The sequence below is a fragment of the Yoonia maritima genome (assembly GCF_002933395.1).
Taxonomy (GTDB): Bacteria; Pseudomonadota; Alphaproteobacteria; order Rhodobacterales; family Rhodobacteraceae; genus Yoonia; species Yoonia maritima_A.
Window position 1 is genome coordinate 157,855 of sequence record NZ_PKFN01000011.1, and the last position, 20,258, is coordinate 178,112.

Consider the following 20,258-nt stretch of genomic DNA (forward strand, 5'->3'; position numbering starts at 1 on the left):
GCCTGCACTTGCGGCCCCATCGCAGCGGGGTAATCTGGCAGCAACACTGACGTGATAGGACGCACCCCATGTTACTTAACTTTGCCACCGACACTGCGAACGCAATTCCACTGCATGTGGTCGAAGCGGACGGTCTGACTGATACGCTTGATAAACTCTCAGCGGTTCAAAAGAATTGGACTGTCACGCAAGGGTTCAAAGCGGGGTTAGGGCAGGTTGTCGCGATCCCTGGTGCGGATGGTGCCATTGCGCAGGTGCTTGTTGGGTACGGGACGGTCGACAGTCGTGCGCGCGGTCGCTTTCATATGGGTGGAATTGCGGCCAAGCTACCGGACGGAGTGTATCAAATTGCAAGCGGCCTCGCTGGTGCTGAGCTAGAAGAAGCGGCACTGGCTTGGTTGTTGGCACAGTATAAGTTTGACCGTTATGCGCCATGCCACGCAGCTAGTGCGCAGCTGGTTGCGCCCGATGCGATTGATGCAGACCGCATTGCGATTATCGCAAATGGAGAGGCCCTGACCCGAGATCTGATTAATACACCCGCATCGGACATGGGCCCGCAAGAGCTCGAGGATGCGGCGCGTGCTTTGGCCGCTGAACACGGTGCAAAGATGACTGTCACGCTTGGTGATGACTTGATCGAAGCAGGGTTCCCAATGATTCATACGGTCGGGCGCGCTTCGTCACGCGCACCACGCCTATTGGATATGCGTTGGGGGGAAACTGGCCCGCAGTTGACGCTGGTTGGTAAAGGGGTGTGTTTCGACACGGGTGGCCTGAATATTAAGCCGGGTTCATCTATGGGGCTGATGAAAAAGGACATGGGCGGTTCCGCGACTGTATTGGGGTTGGCGCATATGATTATGGGGCTCGGCGTACCTATTCGCCTACGGGTGCTGATCCCTGCCGTTGAAAACAGCATTGATGGCGATGCCTTCCGCCCACAAGACATCCTGATGTCACGCAAGGGGCTAACGGTTGAAATAAACAATACTGACGCCGAAGGGCGATTGGTCTTGGCGGATGCACTGACCCTTTCGGATGAAGATAAGCCAGAGCTGGTGATTTCCATGGCCACGCTAACCGGGGCAGCCCGTGTTGCGGTCGGCCCTGACCTGTCACCGTTTTACACCGACAGCGATGCGCATGCTGACGCGATTAGTGATGCAGCGCGCGCTGTTGCAGACCCTGTGTGGCGGATGCCGTTTCACGCGCCTTATGAGGCAATGATTGAACCGGGCGTTGCCGATCTTGATAACGCGCCCAAGGGCGGGATGGCGGGAAGCATCACAGCAGCACTATTCCTGCGTCGCTTTATCGAAAGCCCATATATTCACTTTGACATTTATGGTTGGCAGCCCGCAGCGGCACCGTCCCGCCCGAAAGGTGGTGTTGGAATGGGCGCGCGCGCTGTGCTTGAAGCACTGCCAAAATTGCTGAACCTATGACCGATCATAGGCTGACCCCCGCAAACGGTCGGGTTGCGGCAATGTCCCTTGCGGGTAAGGTTAAGGCAGAAAACTATGTTTCTGGCTGGCCAATGATGATCAATCGCCCGGTTGTTGATTTGTTGCGGACACCAGATGGTGCCCGTGACCGGCAGTTGTTACTTGGCGCGATCGTCACCGTTTTTGAAGACCTTCAAGGCTGGTCCTTTGTTCAGGCCGCCAACGGCTACGTCGGCTATGTGCGGGGCGAACATCTGGTGGAACCCCTTGCCGTGAGCCATTTCGTGGGAACCATGGCGACCCACGCGTATAGCGAAGAAGATTTTAAATCAGAACCTGCGATGGCGCTGCCTTTTGGTGCGCGTGTTCAAGTGCTGAACGAACGACGCAACTTTTGGGAAACGAGCGTTGGTTATGTCTCTAAAAAGCATTTGCGCGCGGTAGAGCGTCCGTTTCTAGATCCAATTAACGTGGCCCAGATACATTTTGGCGTGCCCTACCTTTGGGGGGGGGATTCTACGCGTGGGATTGATTGTTCGGGCCTGATTTCGGCAAGTTTGACTGCCTGCGGAATTCCGTGTCCGGGTGATAGCGACTTGCAATGCGATGTTCTTGGATCCGATGTGCAGGGTGAGTTGCAGCGCGGTGATATTGTGTTTTGGACAGGCCATGTCGGCATGATGGTAGATGCCGAAACGATGCTACACGCAAGCGCAACACCTATGGCGACCGTATACGAACCCGTAAAAAAGGTTATTGCCCGGGTCGAGGTTCAAGGACACGGCGGGCCGATATCGCGCCGTCGCCTTTAATGCAAAGTTGCATGTGCGGGTGCTTGGGCGCGTGGCATAGGTTGTCCTCGCATCAGCATGGTCTTCAACGCCAACCCCAAATCGGACGCCAATGATGTGATCAGCGGCGCAATGTCTGCGCGCACCAAAAGAGTTGCGATTAACAACGCGTCTTCGCGGTCTCCTTCGGTTGCGGTTGCCACAAAGTTGGCGAAACACGCTTCGTCAGCGCCTAGGCAGCTGCATCCGACCGCATGACGCATCAGTGGACGGCGTCGATGTTCGGTGCAAATTGCAAACAATTGCTCTAATGTCTTAAGCGTCGCGCGACCGTGCGCCTGACCTAACCCCAATGAAAGGTCGTTCCATACGGCCTCCTGTGAATCAGGTCCATCACACCACATGCGGAAATACAGAACGATGCAGGCCTCAAGTCGGGGCTGGTCTGACAATTGACCGACGGCTGCGCCGCCCTGTTTGCGAGCCGCCATATTCATTTTGTCAGGATCAATTTACCGGCACGCGTGATGCGTAATGTATAAACTTGGTCGCGCAACACGATGTGCGCTTGGTCGCCATCTTGGGTCAGAATATCTGCGTTATAAGTCGGTAGGTTCTGGGTCGCTGCCGGCTGTGGGCGTGGGACACTGTGGAATGACATTTTTGCGCTCCTTGCGGTGACTATTGTTGTCGAAGAGCTGCGACCACCCGGTTGGGAGACTGGAAGATGCATCGCCTTCGTCCTTTCATTTTCATGATCGGGCTAGCTGTCGTGTGAACAGGTGGCTGGATACAGCGCTACATTCGTTGAAAGCGCCTAAAAAGTCAATCCGACTTTTTTAGTCAGGTATATTATTTTCTATTCGACTGATCGGATCAGCTTGCGTTCGAGCACGCGTAAAACCTGTTTCAAATCGTTTCCGCGCTTTAAAACACGTCCATCCATGCCGATGACGGCGTATTGCCCCTGTTTCATACGCAGCTTTGGGCGTTTTTCGATACGGTAAATAGGATGTTCTGCTGCGCGCCGGAAAATCGAAAACACAGCAACCTCACGCAGGCACGATATGCCGTAATCGCGCCATTCTCCGGCAGCGACCATTCGGCCATATAATCCAAGAATCACCCCAAGCTCTGTTCGGTGAAAGGCAATTTGCGGTGGATGTGAAAACGGTTCGGGGGAAAGAATAGTCATATGTAAGCGTCGCGCTAAACGCCCTAAAAATCAAGCATCCAAGCTAAATGACACTGTTTTGCCGCAAAATGAACGCTGTAGCGTCGCAGGCATTACCAACTCGGAACACAAGTCACTGCAAATCTAGCCTTATAGCAAATGCTACCCCGGTGTTGCGGCTCATAGCCCCCACCTTGTTCGTGACGCCGGGGACTATTTTCTCAAATTTTAGCCGCAGGTAATTGATGTAATGATTTCATTTGCGTCGATGCGAAAATTGATGCGCTCTTGACGATAGTCCATCGTTACAATGTCGTCAGGACGAATGGTGCGGACCATTCCTAAAATCAAAACCTTTTCAAGCGCGGTTGCGTCCTGCCCGACAAGCGCGGCATAGCTGTTTGCATTACAGGTATCTTCCTGAGCGGTAGGAAGGCTGGGCGTGGTTGTCGCGCAAGCGGACAGAACCAAAAATGGGATGATATACTTCATGCCCTACTAATGAGGGTTTTCGCCACCGACACGCAAGTCAAAACAAAGTCTTGGTTGAAGTTGCGCGTCATTTGGCAGATCGTCATGTCAACAAACTAGGAGACGAAGAATGCGTACACGTGCCGCGGTTGCAGTTGCAGCTGGCAAGCCACTTGAAGTGATGGAAGTGAACCTCGAAGGGCCGCGTGCCGGTGAGGTTTTGATCGAGGTGAAGGCGACTGGCCTGTGTCACACCGACGAATTCACCCGCTCTGGCGACGATCCCGAAGGTATCTTTCCAGCGATCCTAGGTCACGAAGGTGCGGGCGTTGTGATCGAGGTCGGCGAGGGCGTCACGACGCTTGAGGTCGGCGATCACGTCATCCCGCTTTACACGCCGGAATGTCGCGAATGTGAATATTGTCTGAACCCAAAAACCAACCTGTGCCAAAAGATCCGCAGCACCCAAGGTGCCGGCCTGCTGCCCGATGGATCGACCCGGTTTTCGATGCTCGATGGTACGCCGATTCACCATTACATGGGCTGTTCGACGTTTGCGAACCACACGGTTGTGCCGGAAATCGCCCTAGCGAAGGTCCGCAAGGACGCCCCGTTTGATAAGATTTGCTACATCGGTTGCGGCGTCACCACCGGCATCGGCGCAGTGATTAACACCGCCAAGGTCGAGATAGGCAGCCGCGCGATTGTGTTCGGTCTGGGCGGCATTGGCCTGAACGTTTTGCAGGGCCTGCGCCTTGCTGGGGCGGATCAGATTGTGGGCGTCGACATGAACGATGGCAAAGAAGAAATGGGTCGCCACTTTGGGATGACTGATTTCGTGAACCCATCAAAAGTCGAAGGCGATCTGGTCGCGCATTTGGTCGAACTGACTGGCGGTGGCGCGGATTACACGTTCGACGCCACGGGCAACGTGGGCGTGATGCGCACGGCGCTTGAGGCCGCGCACAAAGGTTGGGGCGAAAGCATCATCATCGGCGTGGCACCTGCCGGGGCCGAGATTTCAACCCGCCCATTCCAACTGGTCACTGGCCGCAGCTGGCGCGGCACCGCGTTCGGCGGCGCACGCGGCCGGACCGACGTGCCCAAGATCGTCGACTGGTACATGGAGGGCAAAATCGAAATCGACCCAATGATCACCCACAAGCTCAAGCTCGAAGACATCAACAAAGGCTTCGACCTGATGCACGAAGGAAAATCAATCCGCGCTGTCGTGGAATACTGATCCGAAATTATTCAGAGGGCCCGGTGCAGTTCGGGCCCTTTGTAGCCAGCCTACTTAGTGGCCCCATACCGCGCGATAAACACATCGACGGCGCCTTTGGCGACACGTTGTTTTTCATTTGCGCTAAAGCTGTCCGCCATGTTGAATATCATACGTGGAAATAGGTCAGCGCGGCATAGTTCATTGAACTGATCCGCCGCGAGTTCGCGATCACTGATGATAAGATCACCCTTGGCAATAGCCTTGTCAAAATATGCGACTAGCCGGTCGCGCACCAAAAGCGGCCCGCTTTCGTAAAACTGTCGACCGAGTTCAGGGAATCGACCACCTTCGCCGACGCAAACGCGAAAAATCCGCATGCCAAAGTCCGAGGTGATAAAATCCCCAATTTCGCGGGCGGCTTGATATAGCACATCTTGGACAGGCGCATCCATGTCGATCGTTTCGATCGCGCGTTCGGCCTGTTTGCAGCATTCGGATTTAGCAACCTGCATAAATAGGAACCGTTTATCCGGAAAGTAGCTGTAAAGCGTGGCTTTTGACACGCCTGCAGCCTTGGCAATATCGTCCACGGACGCACCGTCAAACCCGTCGCATAAAAAAACTTTTCTAGCTCCATCAAGGACCTGATCAAACTTGCGACCTTTTTTGGGTTCTTCTGCGCCGTCGGGCATTTCTGGTCCTCCTGAGTGAAGCCCTATATAAACTGACCAGTTCAGTTCAGGCAAGAATAACGTCGCGACGAAGTTGAAGAAAACGGGCTAGGTCGCATCTCGATCAGAAAGTTAAATGCTAAGTAGGGCCAAACTGTTTTAGTTTATCTATGGGGGTAGAACTGAAATGATTAGATCTATTCCATAGATCCGCGACATTGCGTGGCAGATAAATATCGGGGCCGTTCTCATGCACGGCTCCCCGGATTTTTGTGCAGACTTTTTAGCCTCTGTTGAAGCGTTTGCCAGCGTGACAAGGGAGGAAGATAAGCACTGACTTTGTCTAATCAATCTGCTTAGCAACATGCCCTCTCTCATTCGCTATAAGAAAATGACAGGCTAGACGTCGCGGACCATCACAGTCGCAGCGTTAAACCCAAAGATATAGCGGAGCAGCCCTAACTTGTGGGTTTCGACCTCGCGGAAGCCTTCGTGCAGATATAGAGCGCGGGCGCGGGGGTTCGTATCGACGACGTCTAACCGCACTTGGCGATACCCACGTCGCTTTGCTTCGGCGGAAACTTCATCAAGCAATGCGGTCCCGACGCCTTTGCCCCGTGCCTCGTGGGCGACGAAAAGCCCGTCCATTAAGAAACGTTCATTTTCGATGTCATTTTCTAGAGTTCCCATGAGCCATACGCGGATGACCGCGCCGATCCAGCCATAGACCTTGCGAATGTCAGTAAATGTTCCGCCGACCAACGCGCCATTCGATGTTTTGAACCCGGCAACCCCTATCAGTCGCCCGTGGTCGTCATGTGCGCAAATCCCGTGGTCTGATCGCATAACCCGGTTGATATAGATTAGTGCCCGATATTTTGGGCCCATCGTGAACCCAAGCTTTTTGCCGAAGGCATCCCAGTATAGGGCGGCGGCCTCTTCTCGGCTGGCGTCTGGAATACCTACTGTTATTTTCATAGTGCAAAGTTTCCAAAGGGAATGAAGCGGACAAGATCGCCAGGTGACACCTTTTGCGCGGGATCGTCCAGTTCGACAAGCCCGGTTGCCCAACTAAGCCCCGAAACACGACCTGAACCTTCTGATGCAAAAGTGTGGACCTGACCGTCACGAATGCGGGCACGTAGATATTCGCGGCGTCCTGCTTTCTTGGATTTTGTGAAGGCCGCAGGAAGCATGTAACCTTCGGTTTCGTGCCAATCGCCACCGCCCAATCGTCGCAAAGCTGGCCGGGCAAATATAAGTGCGCAAACCATTGCTGCGACGGGGTTGCCGGGTAGCCCGAATACTGGGGTGTCGTTCCATAGCCCCATAGCAAGAGGTCGCCCCGGCTTCATTGCAATACGCCATAGCGCTAGTGATCCGGTGCCCTGAAGCAATGCAGACATGTGATCTTCGTCCCCGGCAGATGCCCCGCCGGAGCTGATGATGACGTCACAACGTTGGCTTGCGTCATCCAATATTCTTTGCAGTTTGGGGCGATCATCTGGTGCACGCCCAAGATCAACCACATCATATCCCCAACCGGCTGCGACAGCGCATAGCATTGGGCGATTTGCATCAAAGATTTGCCCAACGTCAGCCTGTGTGCCCGGCTCGCAAAGCTCGTCACCTGTTGACAATATACCAACCCGCAATTGCCGCCTGACATGAACGTGCCCAACACCGGCCGCCGCCATGGTTCCCAAATCAGCAGGGGCTATCTTATGTCCGGTGGCTAGAATGACATCGCCACGTTTCATGTCCTCGCCAGCATCTCTTGCATTTGCGCCACGTTTGAGAGGCCCCTGAAAAGCGATGTGGTTCTGGGAAACATTTACGTCTTCTTGAAGGATAACAGTATCGACACCTTCCGGTAAATTTGCGCCTGTCAAAATTCGGATAGCATGACCCTTTGGTACGGCGCCACGAAATGGTTGCCCAGCAGCAGAGCGACCGGCGACCAACGGCATGTAATGCGGTTCCTCAGGCGCGTGTCCGGCAAAGCCATAGCCATCAACAGCGGCGTTCGGTGCGGGGGGGTGTGATCTTGCTACAATCACATCCTTTGCAAGAAACCGGCCGTTAGCTTGCGATAAGGTAACCACTTCGGCCCCGGTCACAGGGCCAAGCCTATCGCGTAAATGCTGAAGAGCCACAGACACTGGTGTCCAATGCGCACCCTGCGGCATGGCAAAGCAATCATTTGTTAGAGAAGGTGCCGTCAGCGCAGTCTGCTGGCTTGCCATCTCTAATAACTGTGGATCATTTAATCCAAAAATCGTTCCTTCTGCTGTTGGCTCAACGTTTAGCAGCTTGCTTCGATGATCGTCGGGCATCCCTGAAATCGCCTTTGCCATAAGCCAGACTTGATGCGCGTCTTTGATCCGGTCTGTGGGCTGGGTCGCCGTCACGGCCTTAGCTATAAGAGAAGGCCAGATTTCGATAAATGTGATAGGATTTTCAAGTGGCTCAAATGGCCAAACTGATACTGAAAACTTGTGCCGTAAACGTGACAGCATCGGCAACCCCATAATCACCTGCGATCCGACCGCTCCGGCACCTGAAAGCTGCCAAACTGGAAAGGCTCTGGTTGCGATCTGCTCTGCTGAGCGACGTTCTGCGAATGATGTATTGGTTCGTAGGCTTCCTTTGCGAGGGAGACCCGCAATGTCGCGCTTCAATCCATTTCCCCAAAATGGGCCGATGCCCGAAAACAGGCCGTTGATTTCGCCAGCCAGTTCAAAGCGATTGTTTTCTTTGGCTGTGTCAATCACCCGCTCAGCGAACCAGTCCCATAAGGCGAGTGGGTCATCAGATCCCGTCAATGCGTTGCTAAATCCATGCGGGTAACCAAAAGCAAAATCAAATCCGGCCAACACCCGTCGGTTTAAGGCCTGCTCTTGTGCTAGAAATGTCTCTATCCATTGCTCTGCTTCGTGACGATTGCGAAAATACAAAGGGTCTTCTGCATCACCTTCGCGTGCCACACAGGCCCAAATGGCGTCTTTCTTTGGCGTGGGGCCGCGATCATTTCCGCCAGACCAATCAACCATGAGCACGCTATCAAATTTCATAGCGCGACCTCTGTTAAAATGAAGTCCGCAATGGATTTGGTGTCGTTTAGATCGAACGTCGGCCGCGTGCTATCAATGGGTGTATCTGTCGCAATCGCGCGAATGGTCGGGTCGGTCGGCGCGAGCAATGCGTTTTGTGGTTCCGCGCGAAAGGCCTCGATCTTGGGGTGTGAGTCGCGTTTGTATCCTTCGATCAGAACCAGATCGACAGGGGTCAGCTGTGCAAGAAGATCAGCAAGCGGTGGTTCAGGGTGGTCCCGTAGTTCTGTCATAAGAGCCCAGCGGGTATTGGACGCAAGGAGTACCTGATGCGCGCCTGCTGTTCGGTGGCGATAACTGTCTTTTCCGGGGTGATCGACATCGAAGCTATGGTGTGCGTGCTTGATTGTGGAAACACTGATGCCGCGCGCGCTGATCTCAGTCACCAGACGCTCCATCAGCCCTGTTTTGCCAGCGTTTTTATATCCGACGACACCAAAGATTTTCATAGCATCGCCTGCGCTTGCACCAAGTCATCGCGTGTGTTGACGTTGAAGAATGCAGTGTCCTCGGGGAATGCCGCTGATCCAGCGCCATGTTTGTCTGTCCATAGGACAACCTTGCGCAGCCCATCCTCTAAGGCGGCACGCAGGTCATCACATAGCGCGACAGGCCATAGTCCAAATGTGGGGTGACGCCCGCCGGGACTGGTTGCAAGTGCGATTTGTGAATTGGCGTTTTCGGCGGCCATCATCAACTGGGGAACCAAATCACACGGAAAGAATGGCGTGTCCGCAGCTGCGGTCACGATGTGCGTTGCACCTTTGGTCGCAGCCCAGTCTAGCCCGGCGAGAACCCCAGACAACGGACCTGCAAAACCTGCGATACTGTCGTGAATGACCGGTAGATTAAGGTTGTCAAAACGTGCGGGGTCACCATTGGCGTTTAGCGCTACGCCTGCGACTTGCGGCTCTAGCCTTTCAATAACATGTGACAGAATAGTTCCGCGACCAAGCGGCAATAGCCCCTTATCGCCGCCGCCCATACGCGTGGCCTGCCCGCCAGCAAGGATAACACCAAGTGGTTGGATCATCGGCTCACCTCGCCTGCGGCGCGGCGAATCCGCCTCTGGCGGGAGTATTTAGGGCAAGATGATAGGTGAGTCATTCACGGCCCTTTCGTCCGCTTTTGCGCGGTTCATTCTCGATTTTGTTTGGGTCTGCATCGCGGATAAGGCGGGTTTCGCCTGAAAGGCAGACAAACCGTTGGCCTTTCATCCGCCCGATCAGCGTTAAACCGACTTGCTGCGCGATTTCGACGCCCCACGCAGTAAATCCGGATCGTGATGCCAAAACAGGAATGCCCATAAGGGCCGTTTTGATCACCATTTCTGATGTAAGCCGCCCGGTCGTGTATAGAATTTTGTCATTGGCGCTGACGTGTTCTGACAGCATCCAACCTGCGATTTTGTCGACGGCGTTGTGGCGTCCGACGTCTTCCATATAGACGAGCGGTTGGTCGTCTTGGCACAGCACCGTGCCATGGATCGCACCGGCCTCTAGGTAGAGAGACGGGGTGCGGTTTATCTTAGCGGCAAGTGCGTAGAGGTCTGAGGTTTTGACAGTTGTATCAGGAAGCGCCACGTCGCTCAGCCCCTCCATCATGTCACCGAAAACAGTGCCGACGGCGCAACCACTGGTGCGGGTCTTTTTCTTTAGCTTGTCTTCGTAGGTCGTTTGCCCGTCCGTCCGAACAACAACTACTGACAACTCTTCGTCGTAATCGACGCCTTTAAGTGTTTCATCGTCGCGCAGCATACCCTGATTTTTCAAAAACCCGAGCGCCAAGTATTCAGGATAGTCCCCGATGGTCATGGCGGTCACGATTTCTTGGGAATTGAGGTAGATCGTCAGCGGTCGTTCTTCGACCACGTTAAGGTCAATCTGGTCGCCGTTTTGATCTGCGCCAGTCACACCACGTGTGAGGCCCGAGGCCGCTGGACGCGGCGCAATGATGTAGTCTGTCGTGTTATCAAGTCGCGCCAATTGTCATTCCCAGTTTGCAGGTCTAAGCCTGTCGTAACACATCAAAGCTAGGGGAAAGAGATGACGAGTTCCACCGTCAAAAAACCAGCGAAATCCGCCTATTGGGTTGGTGTCCGCGACGGGCTGCCATTTATCCTCATGGCGGCCCCATTTGCCCTATTGTTTGGGGTGGTTGCGATGGATGCGGGGCTAAGCATGGGGCAGGCGATGGGTTTTTCAGTCTTGGTCATTGCAGGCGCATCACAGTTCGCAGCGGTTCAAATGATTACAGAAAATGCGGGTATTGCCTTTGTTTTATTGGCGGCGTTGGCGGTAAATCTGCGGATGGCGATGTATTCCGCGTCGCTTGTACCCTACTTGGGGAACGCGCCGCTGTGGCAGCGGGCCTTGGTGTCGTATCTGAATTTTGACCAGACTTATATTACTGCGGTCGCCCGATACGAAACCCGTCCAGAGATGTCGGTTGCAGATCGGGTTGCTTATTTCTTTGGGGTCGCGACACCAATTACGCCACTTTGGATCGGAATGACGCTCGTTGGTATTTTGGCTGGTACAGCAATTCCTGATGCATGGGCCTTGGATTTTATTATGCCAATTATGTTTTTAGCGTTGGTTGCGCCGATGATGAAATCCGTTGCCCATGTCGCAGCCGCTGCCGCGTCGGTGATCGTCGCGCTTGCATTGGTTGATCTGCCTTCGGGAACCGGTCTGTTGATCGCTGCGGCAGTCGCCATGCTGACCGGGGCATTTGTTGAAACATGGAAAGAGAAGCGCGCCCAATGACTTATAGTTCCGCAGAAATATGGTTCATTATTGCTGTTTTGGGGATCGGGACCTTCTTGATCCGGTTTTCGTTTTTAGGATTGATAGGGAATCGGCCTATGCCGCCGTTCGTATTGCGGTTGCTTCGGTTTACGCCCGTTGCAGTGCTGCCGGGTATGGTGGCGCCTCTGGTGTTGTGGCCTGCCGCAACAGGTGGTCAGCCTGACTTAATCCGAATTCTTGCTGCATTGATGACTGTGGGTGTCGGGCTATGGACGCGCAACGTTCTTTGGGCGGTTTTTGCAGGGGTCGCGACGCTATACGGAGGAATGGGGCTTACTGGCCTTCTTGCAGGGCTGCATTGATTTGAGCGGCTGCAATCGATTTATCGTCGGCGTCTGTTTCGCGATATTCGCGGGTTGTGACGCCGGCAAGTTTCGCAAAATCTTCTGACACTCGGTTGGGGTCCCAGGTTTGGCGAAAATCCGAAAAGCCTGGTAGCTGACGTAATAGCCGTGACGTTGATCGTGCACAGTGTGCTTGTGGTTCTGGTCCGTTGGCCAATGCAAGCTGCATGGCCCGTTCCGCGACTTCTGCTGAAACTTGGACAGTCTGCGCCAGCACATAGTAGGTAATTCGGGCATGAAAGCTGACGTAATATGCTTCAAGCTCTGGGGAGACGCCGAATAATACGTCGTTGCGTTCAGGCATGCGCGTCTGTTTGAACGATCCAGCCGGATCAAAAATGATCCGCTGGCTGCCATTGATCAATAACGCGGTGTGGGCTCCTTTATCAGAGCCCGTGTTGCGCATTGTAAACAGCGTTAGATACGTGCCGCTGGTATCGCGATAGATTGCGCGCGATACAACATCGTCTGGTGCCCACACTTCTGCAGCAGAGCACGCAGAAAGAGCAAGCGGAAGCCCGACAAGAAACTGACGACGTTTCATCTATTGATTAGCCGTTAACCAGCGCAATAAAGATCAACAAGAAAATGCAGAAGATAGAGCCTTTTGTCACCATGCTGATAAAGCCGTTGAATGCTTTTTCTTGCGCTGTGATGTCCATTTCGCCGGGTTTGTAGTCAGACATGCTTAGATTCCTTAGTGGTCGATTTAGTATCGCATAGACGATAATTCCGAGGCTGTCACCCGGTCAGGTGGTCACATCTACATCGCGTTCAAGCGCCGCCGCCAGTTGAAAGCCGATCCGCTTTGGTTCTGGCTGATCAATGTTCTTTGGGCTGGCGATCAGTGTGACATTCATTTGGCTCACATGCTGAATAAGCTGCGTTTTCGCACCTGCCTCATTCGTCCCATAATAGGTTACGATATCGGGGTCGTAATACCCTAAACCTTCGATGCGGATCACCCCTGTCAGGCCGCCTGCCAAGCCAACGCCGACTTCGTGGTCGTTGTCCAACTGCTTTTCAAAGTTCTGGATATACATAATGATCCGCTCATAGGCCCATTGCGCGGGGCTTTTCTTTGTAATCGATTCGCCAAGCGCCTTGGGCAGCTTTGTCGACGACGGGCAGGGCACGTTTGGATCGGTGTGCACCTCTTGCGTTTTGGGCAGGATGTCGTTTTCCAACAGCTCGGCAGAGGTATCGATATTCATGTGGAGTGGCGTATCAGAGGTCATAAGGGCACCGCAGTTGTGTCTTTGATTTCCTCCATAACGAAACTTGCCGAAATGTCCGAGACAGAAATGCGTGAAGTCAGCCGTTTGTAGAAATTATCATAGGCAGGAACGTCTGCGACGCGCACGCGCAAGACGTAATCTAGATCCCCGGTCATGCGGTAAGCGCCGACAACTTCGGGTAAAGAGCGTAGCGTTGTTTGAAATTCTGCCATCCATTTGGCGTCATGCGCATTTGTGCGGATCAATACCATCGCGGTAAGCGGGGCGCCTACCTTGGCGGGGTCAACCAATGCGACGCGGCCTGTGATGACGCCTGATTGCTCCATCGCTTTTATACGTCGCCAACAGGCGTTCCGCGAAAGATGCACTTTTGCGCTAATATCATCAACGGATTGGGCTGCATCAATTTGTAAGGATCTTAGAATAGCGCGATCTGTTTCGTCTAATATATGTGTCATATTTGATATTTTGTCTCAAAAAGTGACGTATATCTAGTGAAAATTGGGATCGCTGCAAGGCGATGTTCCGCTAGGCTGTTTGAAACTACTTAGCAAAGGCTCGCCAATGTCTCATACCTCTCAAAACACGCCACGCCGCAATTCTATCGCGGCTGTATTTCTTGATCATCCGGCAACAGTGAATGAAACCTATTTGGGACATATGCGGTTTGCGCTTGGGTTTTGCTTTTGGATGGCAATCGCTGCTGGGGCGGCGTTGATCCATGCGTTTATACCCGCGTTGTGCGAAACAACGGCAAGCCGTATTTTGAAACGCTTGTATGGGCGGATCGAAAATCGTCACACGGCGTAGGGTGGATTTTAATCCACCTTACTTGGCTTGAAACACCCATGCGCCGTCGCTGCGCATTGTTCGTGTGACCTGTCCATTTTGATGCAGGTGATTCACATGGGCGACTGCCTCGACCAAGGCGAGCCCATACTCAGTAGGGCCGATACTGCGCTTGAATAACGGGGGAAAGCACTCCGCTGCCGACCGAGGTTCAGCAAGATGTTTGCGCAACCGCGATAGCGCGCTGTGGTGGTTGCCAATCATCTGATCTAATCGCAGCGGTAGCCCAGTAAATGGCAGCTTATGACCGCCCAAGACAAGCTGATCGTCCTTTGCAAATGGCGCAAGCTTTTCGCAAGATGCCAGCCAATCGCCAACAGGATCGGCTTCTGGTTCTGTTGGGTAAACACCTAAATTCGCGCTAATTGATGGAAGCAGTTGGTCGCCGCCAATGACTAGGTTGTCGTCGCGGCTCCAAAATGTTGCGTGTTCGGGCGCGTGTCCGTCACCCATGCGAATGTCCCATGTACGGCCACCCATTTGGATCGTTTCGCCATCTATCAAACGATGATAGCCAAGCGGGAGCGGCGTGACGCAGTCAAAAAAGTTGAATGGACGCTCCGTCGCACGTCGTTCAAACTCGGCCGGTTCCATGCCGGCACGCTTATAGAAGGCGAGCGTTTCGTCTGGTGTGACCTCTTGTACATCAAGCGTTAGCATGCGCGCCATCAACCATCCCGTGCGCGGCATGCTTAGGCTTGCTCCGTTGGCTATGAACCAACCGGCGAGCCCGACATGATCAGGGTGGTGGTGTGTTACGACAACCCGCCCAACGGGTTTGCCAGCTAGCGGGCCATCGAGCAAGTTTTGCCAAATTTTCCGACTGCTGTGACTGGCAAATCCTGTGTCAATCACCGTCCAGCTGTCGCCATCGTCAAGCGCGTAGACATTTACATGGTCCAGCGCCATCGGCAGCGGCAAGCGCATCCAAAGAACGCCAGGTGCCACAGTAATTGCTTCGCCTTGCTCAGGCGGGACGTCGAACGGATAACGGATGCCGCTGACGCCGTCCGCCATTACGCGACCAGATCTTCGGCTGTGATTGCCAGCAGATCATCCGCGCCTTCACGCACATGGGCAAGCAGACCAGCGTGTTCTGGCAGCAATCGTTTGATATAGAAGGTTGCCAATTTCACGCGTGACGCATCTCCGGCCATTGCAGAAGCAAGATGAACATGCCCACCTAATACACGTGCAAAGGCCCGAAGGTAAGGTACCGCACCTGCAAATCGCTGATTTAGGTCACTTTGCTCGACCAGCCATTCGGTTGCTTCGCGCAAGGATTCCGCAGATTGCCAAACGGCCTCTGCCAATTCGGGGTGCGTGGTTTTGGCAGCTTCTGCGCCTTGTTCAATTTCCTCAAGCAGGCGGAATGCAGCTTCGCCACCGTCCATGAGCTTGCGCGCAACAAGGTCCATCGCCTGAATGCCGTTGGTGCCTTCGTAGATCGCAGTCACGCGCACATCACGCGAAAACTGTGCCGCACCGGTTTCTTCGATAAAGCCCATGCCACCGTGGACCTGCACACCTGTGCTAGACACTTCCATGCCGACATCAGTGCCAAAGGCCTTGGTGATTGGGGTCAGGAATGCTGCGCGCGCTTTCCAGCCTGCGTCACCGGTTGCCGTTGTCATGTCAATCGCAACGGCGTTCATCAAAGAAATCGCACGGGCTGCATAAGTGTCGGCCTTCATGCTGGCCAGCATGCGGCGCACGTCAGCGTGTTCAATGATCGCGCCTGATCCGCCAGCTTTGCCTTGGGTGCGATCTTGGGCATAGGCCAATGCGTGTTGGTATGCCGCTTCGGCGATGCCAATACCCTGTACGCCCACGCCAAGGCGGGCGTTATTCATCATTGTGAACATTGCGGCCATGCCGCCATGCTCTGGGCCAACTAGCCAACCGGTCGCGCCGTCGTATTCCATGACGGCGGTTGGTGATCCGTGCAGGCCAAGCTTGTGCTCTAGGCTGACGACACGCAGGTTGTTGCGCTTGCCAGGGTTGCCGTCGGCGTCGGGAATAAACTTGGGGACCATGAACAGGCTGATTCCTTTGGTGCCGGGCACCCCATCAGGAAGACGTGCAAGAACCAGGTGGCAGACGTTTTCCGTAAAGTCGTTGTCGCCCCAAGTGATATAAATTTTCTGCCCTGAAATCGCGAACGATCCGTCGCCGTTTGGTTCAGCCTTTGAGCGCAACGCACCAACATCTGACCCCGCCTGCGGTTCAGTCAGGTTCATCGTGCCGCACCACTCACCCGAGATCATTTTCGGAACGTACAGGTTTTTGATCACGTCAGACGCGTGATGTTCCAGCGCTTCGATTTGACCTTGGGACATCAGTGGGTTGAGCTGCAAAGATAGGCAGGAACTGGACATCATGTCATTCACTGCGGTAGTCAACGTCATCGGAAGGCCCATGCCGCCAACGTCGGTTGACGCGGACATACCAATCCAACCGCCATCCGCGATCGCGCGGTACCCTTCGGCGAAGCCAGGGGATGTACGGACAACGCCGTTTTCCAGCTTTGCAGGGTGTAAATCACCAGCGCGGTTCAGTGGTGCGATGATTTCTTCACACATTTTGGCAGCTTCAGTAAGAATAGCATCAACCATATCCGGTGTGCTTTCCGCAAAACGGTCGGTGTTCGTCACGTCGCCAAAGCTGACAACATGATCCATCAGGAAACGAAAATCGCCGACAGGTGCGCGATAAGCCATTGGTATTCTCCACTCTATGCATCCGCTTGGCAAACAGAGGTGCCACGGCTATGCATCAATCATTCTTGTCTAACCTACCTGTGCTTGCAGACCCATCAACCGAAACGCCACGTCATGATTCACGCGCCTTTGCTAAAACTTGCACCAAATGCCCAAGGTTTCACCAAAGCCGCTGATATCTTGCGTGCCGGTGGGCTTGTCGCGTTCGGCACCGAGACAGTCTATGGGCTGGGCGCTGATGCCTGTAATGACACGGCTGTTGCTGGGATTTATGCGGCCAAAGGACGCCCCAGTTTTAATCCGCTGATCGTTCATCTTGATGGTGTGGAGGCAGCTGAAAAATATTGTGTGTTTAACGATGATGCGCGTGCGCTAGCAGCTGCATTTTGGCCGGGCGCGTTGACGTTGGTTCTGCCGCTGAAACCTGATGCCGGCGTGTCCAAACTGGTCACTGCCGGGCTAGATACGCTTGCTGTACGCGTGCCGGATCACGCGGTGGCCCAAGAATTTCTACAGACTTTCGGTGGCCCAGTTGCGGCCCCGTCTGCCAACCCATCGGGCCGAATCAGCCCCACAACGGCAGATCATGTTATTGCCGGGCTTGACGGAAAAATTGATGCCGTCATTGATGGTGGTCCTTGCAGCGTCGGCGTGGAGTCAACGATCGTAAGTTGCGTGGGTGAACCCGCACTTTTGCGGGCCGGCGGCATTCCATCCGAAGCGATAGCGGCATGTCTTGGACGACCTATCCTTATGCCCGACGATCCTGAAACTCCGATGTCACCGGGTCAGCTTGCGTCACATTATGCACCGCAAGGGCGGGTCCGGTTAAATGCGGATGCAGCCGACGATGGTGAGGTTGTATTGGGGTTTGGTGCTGTAGATGCCGATTTGAACCTGTCACCTGCGGGTGACCTAACCGAAGCGGCAGCACGATTGTTTGGCTGTCTTCACCAACTTGATGCAATGGGCGCGACACGGATTGCTGTATCGCCAATTCCCGATCATGGATTGGGGCGGGCGATCAACGATCGGCTAAACCGTGCCGCCGCGCCGCGCGATTAAGATCAGTTATTTTGGCGTTCCACATATGCGCGCAGTTCTTCTGCTTCGTGGCGCGCTTCGCGTAAACCGTCCATTGCAGCACGCAGTTCAGCCTCTGTCTGGGATAGCTGATTAGTCATCTCAGCCTCGCGCTGTTGCAGATAGGTGATCGCCTGATCACGCGTTTCTTCTGCTTCGTGCAAGGACTGCGCCATCTTATCTAATTCGCCGATTTCGGCCTTGGTGACGCGGGTGAAACGATTGACCAACCAGCTTGCAAACCAACCAAGGGCGAAAGCTACAAACAGGATGATCGCAGTGGCGATAATGAATTCGGTTCTGTTCAACGTCTTTGCCTTCTGGTTATTCTGTGGCCGCGTCTTCTGCGGGTTCTTCGGTCGGGGCTTCTTCTTCGTCTGTCGCGTCTTCGTCAGGCGTTGCGGTAGGCAGAGGGCTTTCCTCTGCAATCGCCTCTAATGTCGTTTCTTCCTCGGGGATTGGTTCCGGGACGATCAAACTAAACTCGATCCGGCGGTTTGCTTCACGTCCGTCTTCGGTGTCGTTATCCGCGATGGGGTTTTCTTCACCAAAACCAATCGATTCGAACGTTGAAACAGGGACGCGGCGGGCCCGCAGAGCAGTCAAAACAGCATCCGCGCGGCGTTGCGACAGTTGCTGGTTCATTTCTTCGCGGCCCTGACTGTCGGTGAAGCCCGCGACTTGAATGCGCAAGTCACCGCACTTTTTCAAAATATCCGCGATGTCATCAATCAACGGTACCGCCCCAGCGGAAATGTCAGCTGAACTTGGGTCGAACGTAATTTTACGATCAGCCGTAACCGAGGAAATTTGAGCAATGCATTCTTCCGGGGTTGGTAGGCTCGCGATAGGATCTAGCTGTTTGACGTAAGTCACGTCGATATCGAAATCGGCAGTCTGCCCCAGCTTTTCGATCAGTAAACGCGAAATATCTGCACTGGCCACTTCGTTTCCGGTGTTTCCGCGAATTTCTAGCGTATCAGGTTCCACAACGATTGAACCGTTTGAAAGTTCGGAAAGCGCTTCGATACCCGCAAGGACCCGCACAGACCAGCCAGATGGCAGACCATCGACAACACGTGTGCCCATGGTGATGTTACCTTGGCCAAATTTTGCGATGGCAAAGTTTTCTGCGACAGTGTTTGTCAGCTCGTCTGGAATACGACCCCGCAATTGCACTTCGCCTTCTGGGCTAAGCGTGGCGGTAAAGCGTGGTGGGCCACCGGGTATGGCTTCGGGCATAACGGGTAGCTCTGCGATGACCGCAAATGCGTCAGGCAGCGCATTTTCAAGCGCCCCAATGACATCGTCGAATTTTCGAGGGTCCGTGCCCATTGGGGCAAGATAGGTTATGTCTGTGTCTGCAATTGTGACTGTTCCGCCCTCAAGGTCGCCAACAGCTTTGATTGCAAGCGCGACGGCCTCGCCCCAGCGGCGCGATGGCGCGCCAAGCGCCAATGTGCAGTTCACCTGATCCGTATAGCCGGCATCAGATGCAGCGGCGATAATTGCGGCAACAGCTTCGCTTGTGTCCGCAGCACATGCGTCAAACATTGGACCGTCTTCGTCTATCCCGAACCGAACAGTGAACGGCGAAATAACGGGTCGCGGCGCGCTGATGTCGATTGATAGGGCAACGTCATCAGGTGTGTTGCGCGCCAGTGCCGTTTCAAGGCGGTGCTTTTCTTCGGGGCTGTCAGAAATTGCATTGACGATCACGCGGTCAGCATTCACCGAAATTTTTGAACGCGGTAGCATTTCAAGCGCGCGAAAACCGTAGTTCAATGCGCGGCGCCAATTGTCTGGCGTTGGGTAATCGGCGACTTCAAGAAGGTCGGTAACGGGCTGGCCGTCAGCAATATCGCGAATTTGGTCGGCCAAATCCTCACGATCTGTTGAAGCCGGAATAAGCCCGATCAGTGACACGCCGCTATCGTTGCGCAGAATTTCGATGGCGAATTCGGGTGCCGCGATCTTTTCCGAATCAGCAACAGACATGTTGTCGATCACGCGGCTTGCATCCACGATCCCCCCCGCAGCAGAGATCGCACGGAACCGAACGGCTTCTGTTGGGGCTTGCCCTTCGATGATGACCTGCAGACCGTCACCCAATACGTTGGCCCATAAATAACCCTGATTGATAAGGGTTTCTTGCACGCCTTGCACCGAGCGCTCTTCAACGACAGATACTGTGGTGCGTGCCGCGCCGACGGAAACTAAGCCCGCGACGGAAAAGGCGACGAGACGAATGAAAACTGCTGAAAGGCGCATGCGTATCCGCTTTGTTGATTGGCGTCCTGAATAGGACTAGCTGCGTCGTT

25 protein-coding genes are annotated in these 20,258 nt (G+C 54.2%); 7 read left to right on the forward strand and 18 right to left on the reverse strand.

Annotated features, from left to right (window positions below; genetic code table 11):
* The first annotated feature begins 68 nt into the window (after positions 1–68).
* Together CYQ09_RS15650 and CYQ09_RS15655 are read left to right on the forward strand one after the other, a co-directional pair.
* Complete coding sequence (locus CYQ09_RS15650) at positions 69–1,448, forward strand: leucyl aminopeptidase family protein (RefSeq protein WP_106746321.1); 1,380 nt, start codon at positions 69–71, stop codon at positions 1,446–1,448.
* A complete protein-coding gene (locus CYQ09_RS15655) occupies positions 1,445–2,260 on the forward strand; it encodes an NlpC/P60 family protein (RefSeq protein ID WP_106746322.1) in 816 nt (271 codons plus the stop codon). Before CYQ09_RS15650 ends, CYQ09_RS15655 begins: the two co-directional genes overlap by 4 nt.
* Here CYQ09_RS15655 and CYQ09_RS15660 read toward each other — a convergent pair.
* The 4 genes from CYQ09_RS15660 to CYQ09_RS15675 form a co-directional block, all read right to left on the reverse strand.
* Complete coding sequence (locus CYQ09_RS15660) at positions 2,257–2,736, reverse strand: hypothetical protein (protein WP_106746323.1); 480 nt, start codon at positions 2,734–2,736, stop codon at positions 2,257–2,259. The genes CYQ09_RS15655 and CYQ09_RS15660 overlap by 4 nt on opposite strands.
* Positions 2,733–2,900: a hemin uptake protein HemP gene (hemP, locus tag CYQ09_RS15665; protein ID WP_106358886.1), complete on the reverse strand. Its 168-nt coding sequence runs from the start codon at positions 2,898–2,900 to the stop codon at positions 2,733–2,735. Before hemP ends, CYQ09_RS15660 begins: the two co-directional genes overlap by 4 nt.
* 198 nt (positions 2,901–3,098) lie before the next feature.
* Positions 3,099–3,434: a DUF2794 domain-containing protein gene (locus tag CYQ09_RS15670; RefSeq protein WP_106746324.1), complete on the reverse strand. Its 336-nt coding sequence runs from the start codon at positions 3,432–3,434 to the stop codon at positions 3,099–3,101.
* Positions 3,435–3,641: 207 nt separating this feature from the next.
* Complete coding sequence (locus tag CYQ09_RS15675; protein WP_106746325.1) at positions 3,642–3,905, reverse strand: I78 family peptidase inhibitor; 264 nt, start codon at positions 3,903–3,905, stop codon at positions 3,642–3,644.
* A 109-nt stretch (positions 3,906–4,014) separates the two neighbouring features.
* Between CYQ09_RS15675 and CYQ09_RS15680 the strand changes: the two genes are divergently transcribed.
* The gene (locus CYQ09_RS15680) at positions 4,015–5,127 is read left to right on the forward strand and encodes an S-(hydroxymethyl)glutathione dehydrogenase/class III alcohol dehydrogenase (RefSeq protein ID WP_106744986.1); all 1,113 of its coding nucleotides are present in this window, start codon (positions 4,015–4,017) and stop codon (positions 5,125–5,127) included.
* Between the two features lie 50 nt (positions 5,128–5,177).
* Here CYQ09_RS15680 and CYQ09_RS15685 read toward each other — a convergent pair whose 3' ends face one another.
* From CYQ09_RS15685 to CYQ09_RS15710, 6 genes are all read right to left on the reverse strand, one after another.
* Positions 5,178–5,801: a TetR/AcrR family transcriptional regulator gene (locus CYQ09_RS15685; RefSeq protein WP_106746326.1), complete on the reverse strand. Its 624-nt coding sequence runs from the start codon at positions 5,799–5,801 to the stop codon at positions 5,178–5,180.
* A gap of 378 nt (positions 5,802–6,179) precedes the next feature.
* The gene (locus tag CYQ09_RS15690) at positions 6,180–6,758 is read right to left on the reverse strand and encodes a GNAT family N-acetyltransferase (RefSeq protein ID WP_106746327.1); all 579 of its coding nucleotides are present in this window, start codon (positions 6,756–6,758) and stop codon (positions 6,180–6,182) included.
* Entirely contained in the window at positions 6,755–8,854 is a 2,100-nt protein-coding gene (locus CYQ09_RS15695; protein WP_106746328.1) for a molybdenum cofactor synthesis domain-containing protein, read from the reverse strand. Before CYQ09_RS15695 ends, CYQ09_RS15690 begins: the two co-directional genes overlap by 4 nt.
* Positions 8,851–9,342: a molybdopterin-guanine dinucleotide biosynthesis protein B gene (mobB, locus tag CYQ09_RS15700; RefSeq protein ID WP_106746329.1), complete on the reverse strand. Its 492-nt coding sequence runs from the start codon at positions 9,340–9,342 to the stop codon at positions 8,851–8,853. The genes CYQ09_RS15695 and mobB overlap by 4 nt, the downstream gene beginning before the upstream one ends.
* The gene (gene mobA, locus CYQ09_RS15705; protein WP_106746330.1) at positions 9,339–9,926 is read right to left on the reverse strand and encodes a molybdenum cofactor guanylyltransferase MobA; all 588 of its coding nucleotides are present in this window, start codon (positions 9,924–9,926) and stop codon (positions 9,339–9,341) included. Before mobA ends, mobB begins: the two co-directional genes overlap by 4 nt.
* A gap of 70 nt (positions 9,927–9,996) precedes the next feature.
* Positions 9,997–10,878, reverse strand: a complete 882-nt coding sequence (locus CYQ09_RS15710) for a formate dehydrogenase accessory sulfurtransferase FdhD (RefSeq protein WP_106746331.1) — start codon at positions 10,876–10,878, stop codon at positions 9,997–9,999.
* 60 nt (positions 10,879–10,938) lie between these two features.
* Between CYQ09_RS15710 and CYQ09_RS15715 the strand changes: the two genes are divergently transcribed.
* Both CYQ09_RS15715 and CYQ09_RS15720 read left to right on the forward strand, forming a co-directional pair.
* On the forward strand, positions 10,939–11,661 hold the full coding sequence (locus CYQ09_RS15715; RefSeq protein ID WP_106746332.1) for an AzlC family ABC transporter permease: 723 nt from the start codon (positions 10,939–10,941) through the stop codon (positions 11,659–11,661).
* Positions 11,658–12,005 carry an AzlD domain-containing protein gene (locus CYQ09_RS15720; protein WP_106746333.1) on the forward strand — a complete coding sequence of 116 codons (348 nt, stop codon included), beginning with the start codon at positions 11,658–11,660 and terminating at the stop codon, positions 12,003–12,005. Before CYQ09_RS15715 ends, CYQ09_RS15720 begins: the two co-directional genes overlap by 4 nt.
* Here the strand turns inward: CYQ09_RS15720 and CYQ09_RS15725 are convergent.
* From CYQ09_RS15725 to CYQ09_RS15740, 4 genes are all read right to left on the reverse strand, one after another.
* Positions 11,977–12,591, reverse strand: coding sequence for a hypothetical protein (locus CYQ09_RS15725; protein ID WP_106746334.1), 615 nt, complete (start codon positions 12,589–12,591; stop codon positions 11,977–11,979). The genes CYQ09_RS15720 and CYQ09_RS15725 overlap by 29 nt on opposite strands.
* Positions 12,592–12,598: 7 nt before the next feature.
* Positions 12,599–12,733, reverse strand: a complete 135-nt coding sequence (locus CYQ09_RS15730; RefSeq protein ID WP_106359167.1) for an aa3-type cytochrome c oxidase subunit IV — start codon at positions 12,731–12,733, stop codon at positions 12,599–12,601.
* Between the two features lie 63 nt (positions 12,734–12,796).
* Positions 12,797–13,261 carry a DUF6173 family protein gene (locus CYQ09_RS15735; RefSeq protein ID WP_239495975.1) on the reverse strand — a complete coding sequence of 155 codons (465 nt, stop codon included), beginning with the start codon at positions 13,259–13,261 and terminating at the stop codon, positions 12,797–12,799.
* 20 nt (positions 13,262–13,281) lie between these two features.
* A complete protein-coding gene (locus CYQ09_RS15740; protein WP_106746336.1) occupies positions 13,282–13,743 on the reverse strand; it encodes an Lrp/AsnC family transcriptional regulator in 462 nt (153 codons plus the stop codon).
* Positions 13,744–13,849: 106 nt separating this feature from the next.
* Here CYQ09_RS15740 and CYQ09_RS15745 point away from each other — a divergent pair, with 106 nt between their 5' ends.
* Entirely contained in the window at positions 13,850–14,095 is a 246-nt protein-coding gene (locus CYQ09_RS15745) for a DUF6356 family protein (protein ID WP_106746416.1), read from the forward strand.
* 18 nt (positions 14,096–14,113) lie between these two features.
* Here the strand turns inward: CYQ09_RS15745 and CYQ09_RS15750 are convergent, their stop codons facing one another.
* Together CYQ09_RS15750 and CYQ09_RS15755 are read right to left on the reverse strand one after the other, a co-directional pair.
* The gene (locus CYQ09_RS15750) at positions 14,114–15,151 is read right to left on the reverse strand and encodes an MBL fold metallo-hydrolase (RefSeq protein WP_106746337.1); all 1,038 of its coding nucleotides are present in this window, start codon (positions 15,149–15,151) and stop codon (positions 14,114–14,116) included.
* Positions 15,151–16,854, reverse strand: a complete 1,704-nt coding sequence (locus CYQ09_RS15755; RefSeq protein ID WP_106746338.1) for an acyl-CoA dehydrogenase — start codon at positions 16,852–16,854, stop codon at positions 15,151–15,153. The genes CYQ09_RS15750 and CYQ09_RS15755 overlap by 1 nt, the downstream gene beginning before the upstream one ends.
* 114 nt (positions 16,855–16,968) lie before the next feature.
* Here CYQ09_RS15755 and CYQ09_RS15760 point away from each other — a divergent pair, with 114 nt between their 5' ends.
* A complete protein-coding gene (locus tag CYQ09_RS15760) occupies positions 16,969–17,919 on the forward strand; it encodes an L-threonylcarbamoyladenylate synthase (RefSeq protein WP_106746339.1) in 951 nt (316 codons plus the stop codon).
* A gap of 2 nt (positions 17,920–17,921) precedes the next feature.
* Here the strand turns inward: CYQ09_RS15760 and CYQ09_RS15765 are convergent, their stop codons facing one another.
* Positions 17,922–18,245 (reverse strand): hypothetical protein, encoded by a 324-nt coding sequence (locus CYQ09_RS15765; RefSeq protein WP_106359160.1) that lies wholly within the window; start codon positions 18,243–18,245, stop codon positions 17,922–17,924.
* Positions 18,246–18,261: 16 nt separating this feature from the next.
* Complete coding sequence (locus CYQ09_RS15770; RefSeq protein ID WP_106746340.1) at positions 18,262–20,208, reverse strand: OmpA family protein; 1,947 nt, start codon at positions 20,206–20,208, stop codon at positions 18,262–18,264.
* Positions 20,209–20,258 lie beyond the last annotated feature (50 nt).

Coding starts and splice junctions, on each gene's coding strand:
- CYQ09_RS15650 (WP_106746321.1), top strand. CDS start 69: ATGTTACTTAACTTTGCCACCGACACTGCGAACGCAATTCCACTGCAT.
- CYQ09_RS15655 (WP_106746322.1), top strand. CDS start 1,445: ATGACCGATCATAGGCTGACCCCCGCAAACGGTCGGGTTGCGGCAATG.
- CYQ09_RS15660 (WP_106746323.1), bottom strand. CDS start 2,736: ATGAATATGGCGGCTCGCAAACAGGGCGGCGCAGCCGTCGGTCAATTG.
- hemP (WP_106358886.1), bottom strand. CDS start 2,900: ATGTCATTCCACAGTGTCCCACGCCCACAGCCGGCAGCGACCCAGAAC.
- CYQ09_RS15670 (WP_106746324.1), bottom strand. CDS start 3,434: ATGACTATTCTTTCCCCCGAACCGTTTTCACATCCACCGCAAATTGCC.
- CYQ09_RS15675 (WP_106746325.1), bottom strand. CDS start 3,905: ATGAAGTATATCATCCCATTTTTGGTTCTGTCCGCTTGCGCGACAACC.
- CYQ09_RS15680 (WP_106744986.1), top strand. CDS start 4,015: ATGCGTACACGTGCCGCGGTTGCAGTTGCAGCTGGCAAGCCACTTGAA.
- CYQ09_RS15685 (WP_106746326.1), bottom strand. CDS start 5,801: ATGCCCGACGGCGCAGAAGAACCCAAAAAAGGTCGCAAGTTTGATCAG.
- CYQ09_RS15690 (WP_106746327.1), bottom strand. CDS start 6,758: ATGAAAATAACAGTAGGTATTCCAGACGCCAGCCGAGAAGAGGCCGCC.
- CYQ09_RS15695 (WP_106746328.1), bottom strand. CDS start 8,854: ATGAAATTTGATAGCGTGCTCATGGTTGATTGGTCTGGCGGAAATGAT.
- mobB (WP_106746329.1), bottom strand. CDS start 9,342: ATGAAAATCTTTGGTGTCGTCGGATATAAAAACGCTGGCAAAACAGGG.
- mobA (WP_106746330.1), bottom strand. CDS start 9,926: ATGATCCAACCACTTGGTGTTATCCTTGCTGGCGGGCAGGCCACGCGT.
- CYQ09_RS15715 (WP_106746332.1), top strand. CDS start 10,939: ATGACGAGTTCCACCGTCAAAAAACCAGCGAAATCCGCCTATTGGGTT.
- CYQ09_RS15720 (WP_106746333.1), top strand. CDS start 11,658: ATGACTTATAGTTCCGCAGAAATATGGTTCATTATTGCTGTTTTGGGG.
- CYQ09_RS15725 (WP_106746334.1), bottom strand. CDS start 12,591: ATGAAACGTCGTCAGTTTCTTGTCGGGCTTCCGCTTGCTCTTTCTGCG.
- CYQ09_RS15730 (WP_106359167.1), bottom strand. CDS start 12,733: ATGTCTGACTACAAACCCGGCGAAATGGACATCACAGCGCAAGAAAAA.
- CYQ09_RS15735 (WP_239495975.1), bottom strand. CDS start 13,261: ATGAATATCGATACCTCTGCCGAGCTGTTGGAAAACGACATCCTGCCC.
- CYQ09_RS15740 (WP_106746336.1), bottom strand. CDS start 13,743: ATGACACATATATTAGACGAAACAGATCGCGCTATTCTAAGATCCTTA.
- CYQ09_RS15745 (WP_106746416.1), top strand. CDS start 13,850: ATGTCTCATACCTCTCAAAACACGCCACGCCGCAATTCTATCGCGGCT.
- CYQ09_RS15750 (WP_106746337.1), bottom strand. CDS start 15,151: ATGGCGGACGGCGTCAGCGGCATCCGTTATCCGTTCGACGTCCCGCCT.
- CYQ09_RS15755 (WP_106746338.1), bottom strand. CDS start 16,854: ATGGCTTATCGCGCACCTGTCGGCGATTTTCGTTTCCTGATGGATCAT.
- CYQ09_RS15760 (WP_106746339.1), top strand. CDS start 16,969: ATGATTCACGCGCCTTTGCTAAAACTTGCACCAAATGCCCAAGGTTTC.
- CYQ09_RS15770 (WP_106746340.1), bottom strand. CDS start 20,208: ATGCGCCTTTCAGCAGTTTTCATTCGTCTCGTCGCCTTTTCCGTCGCG.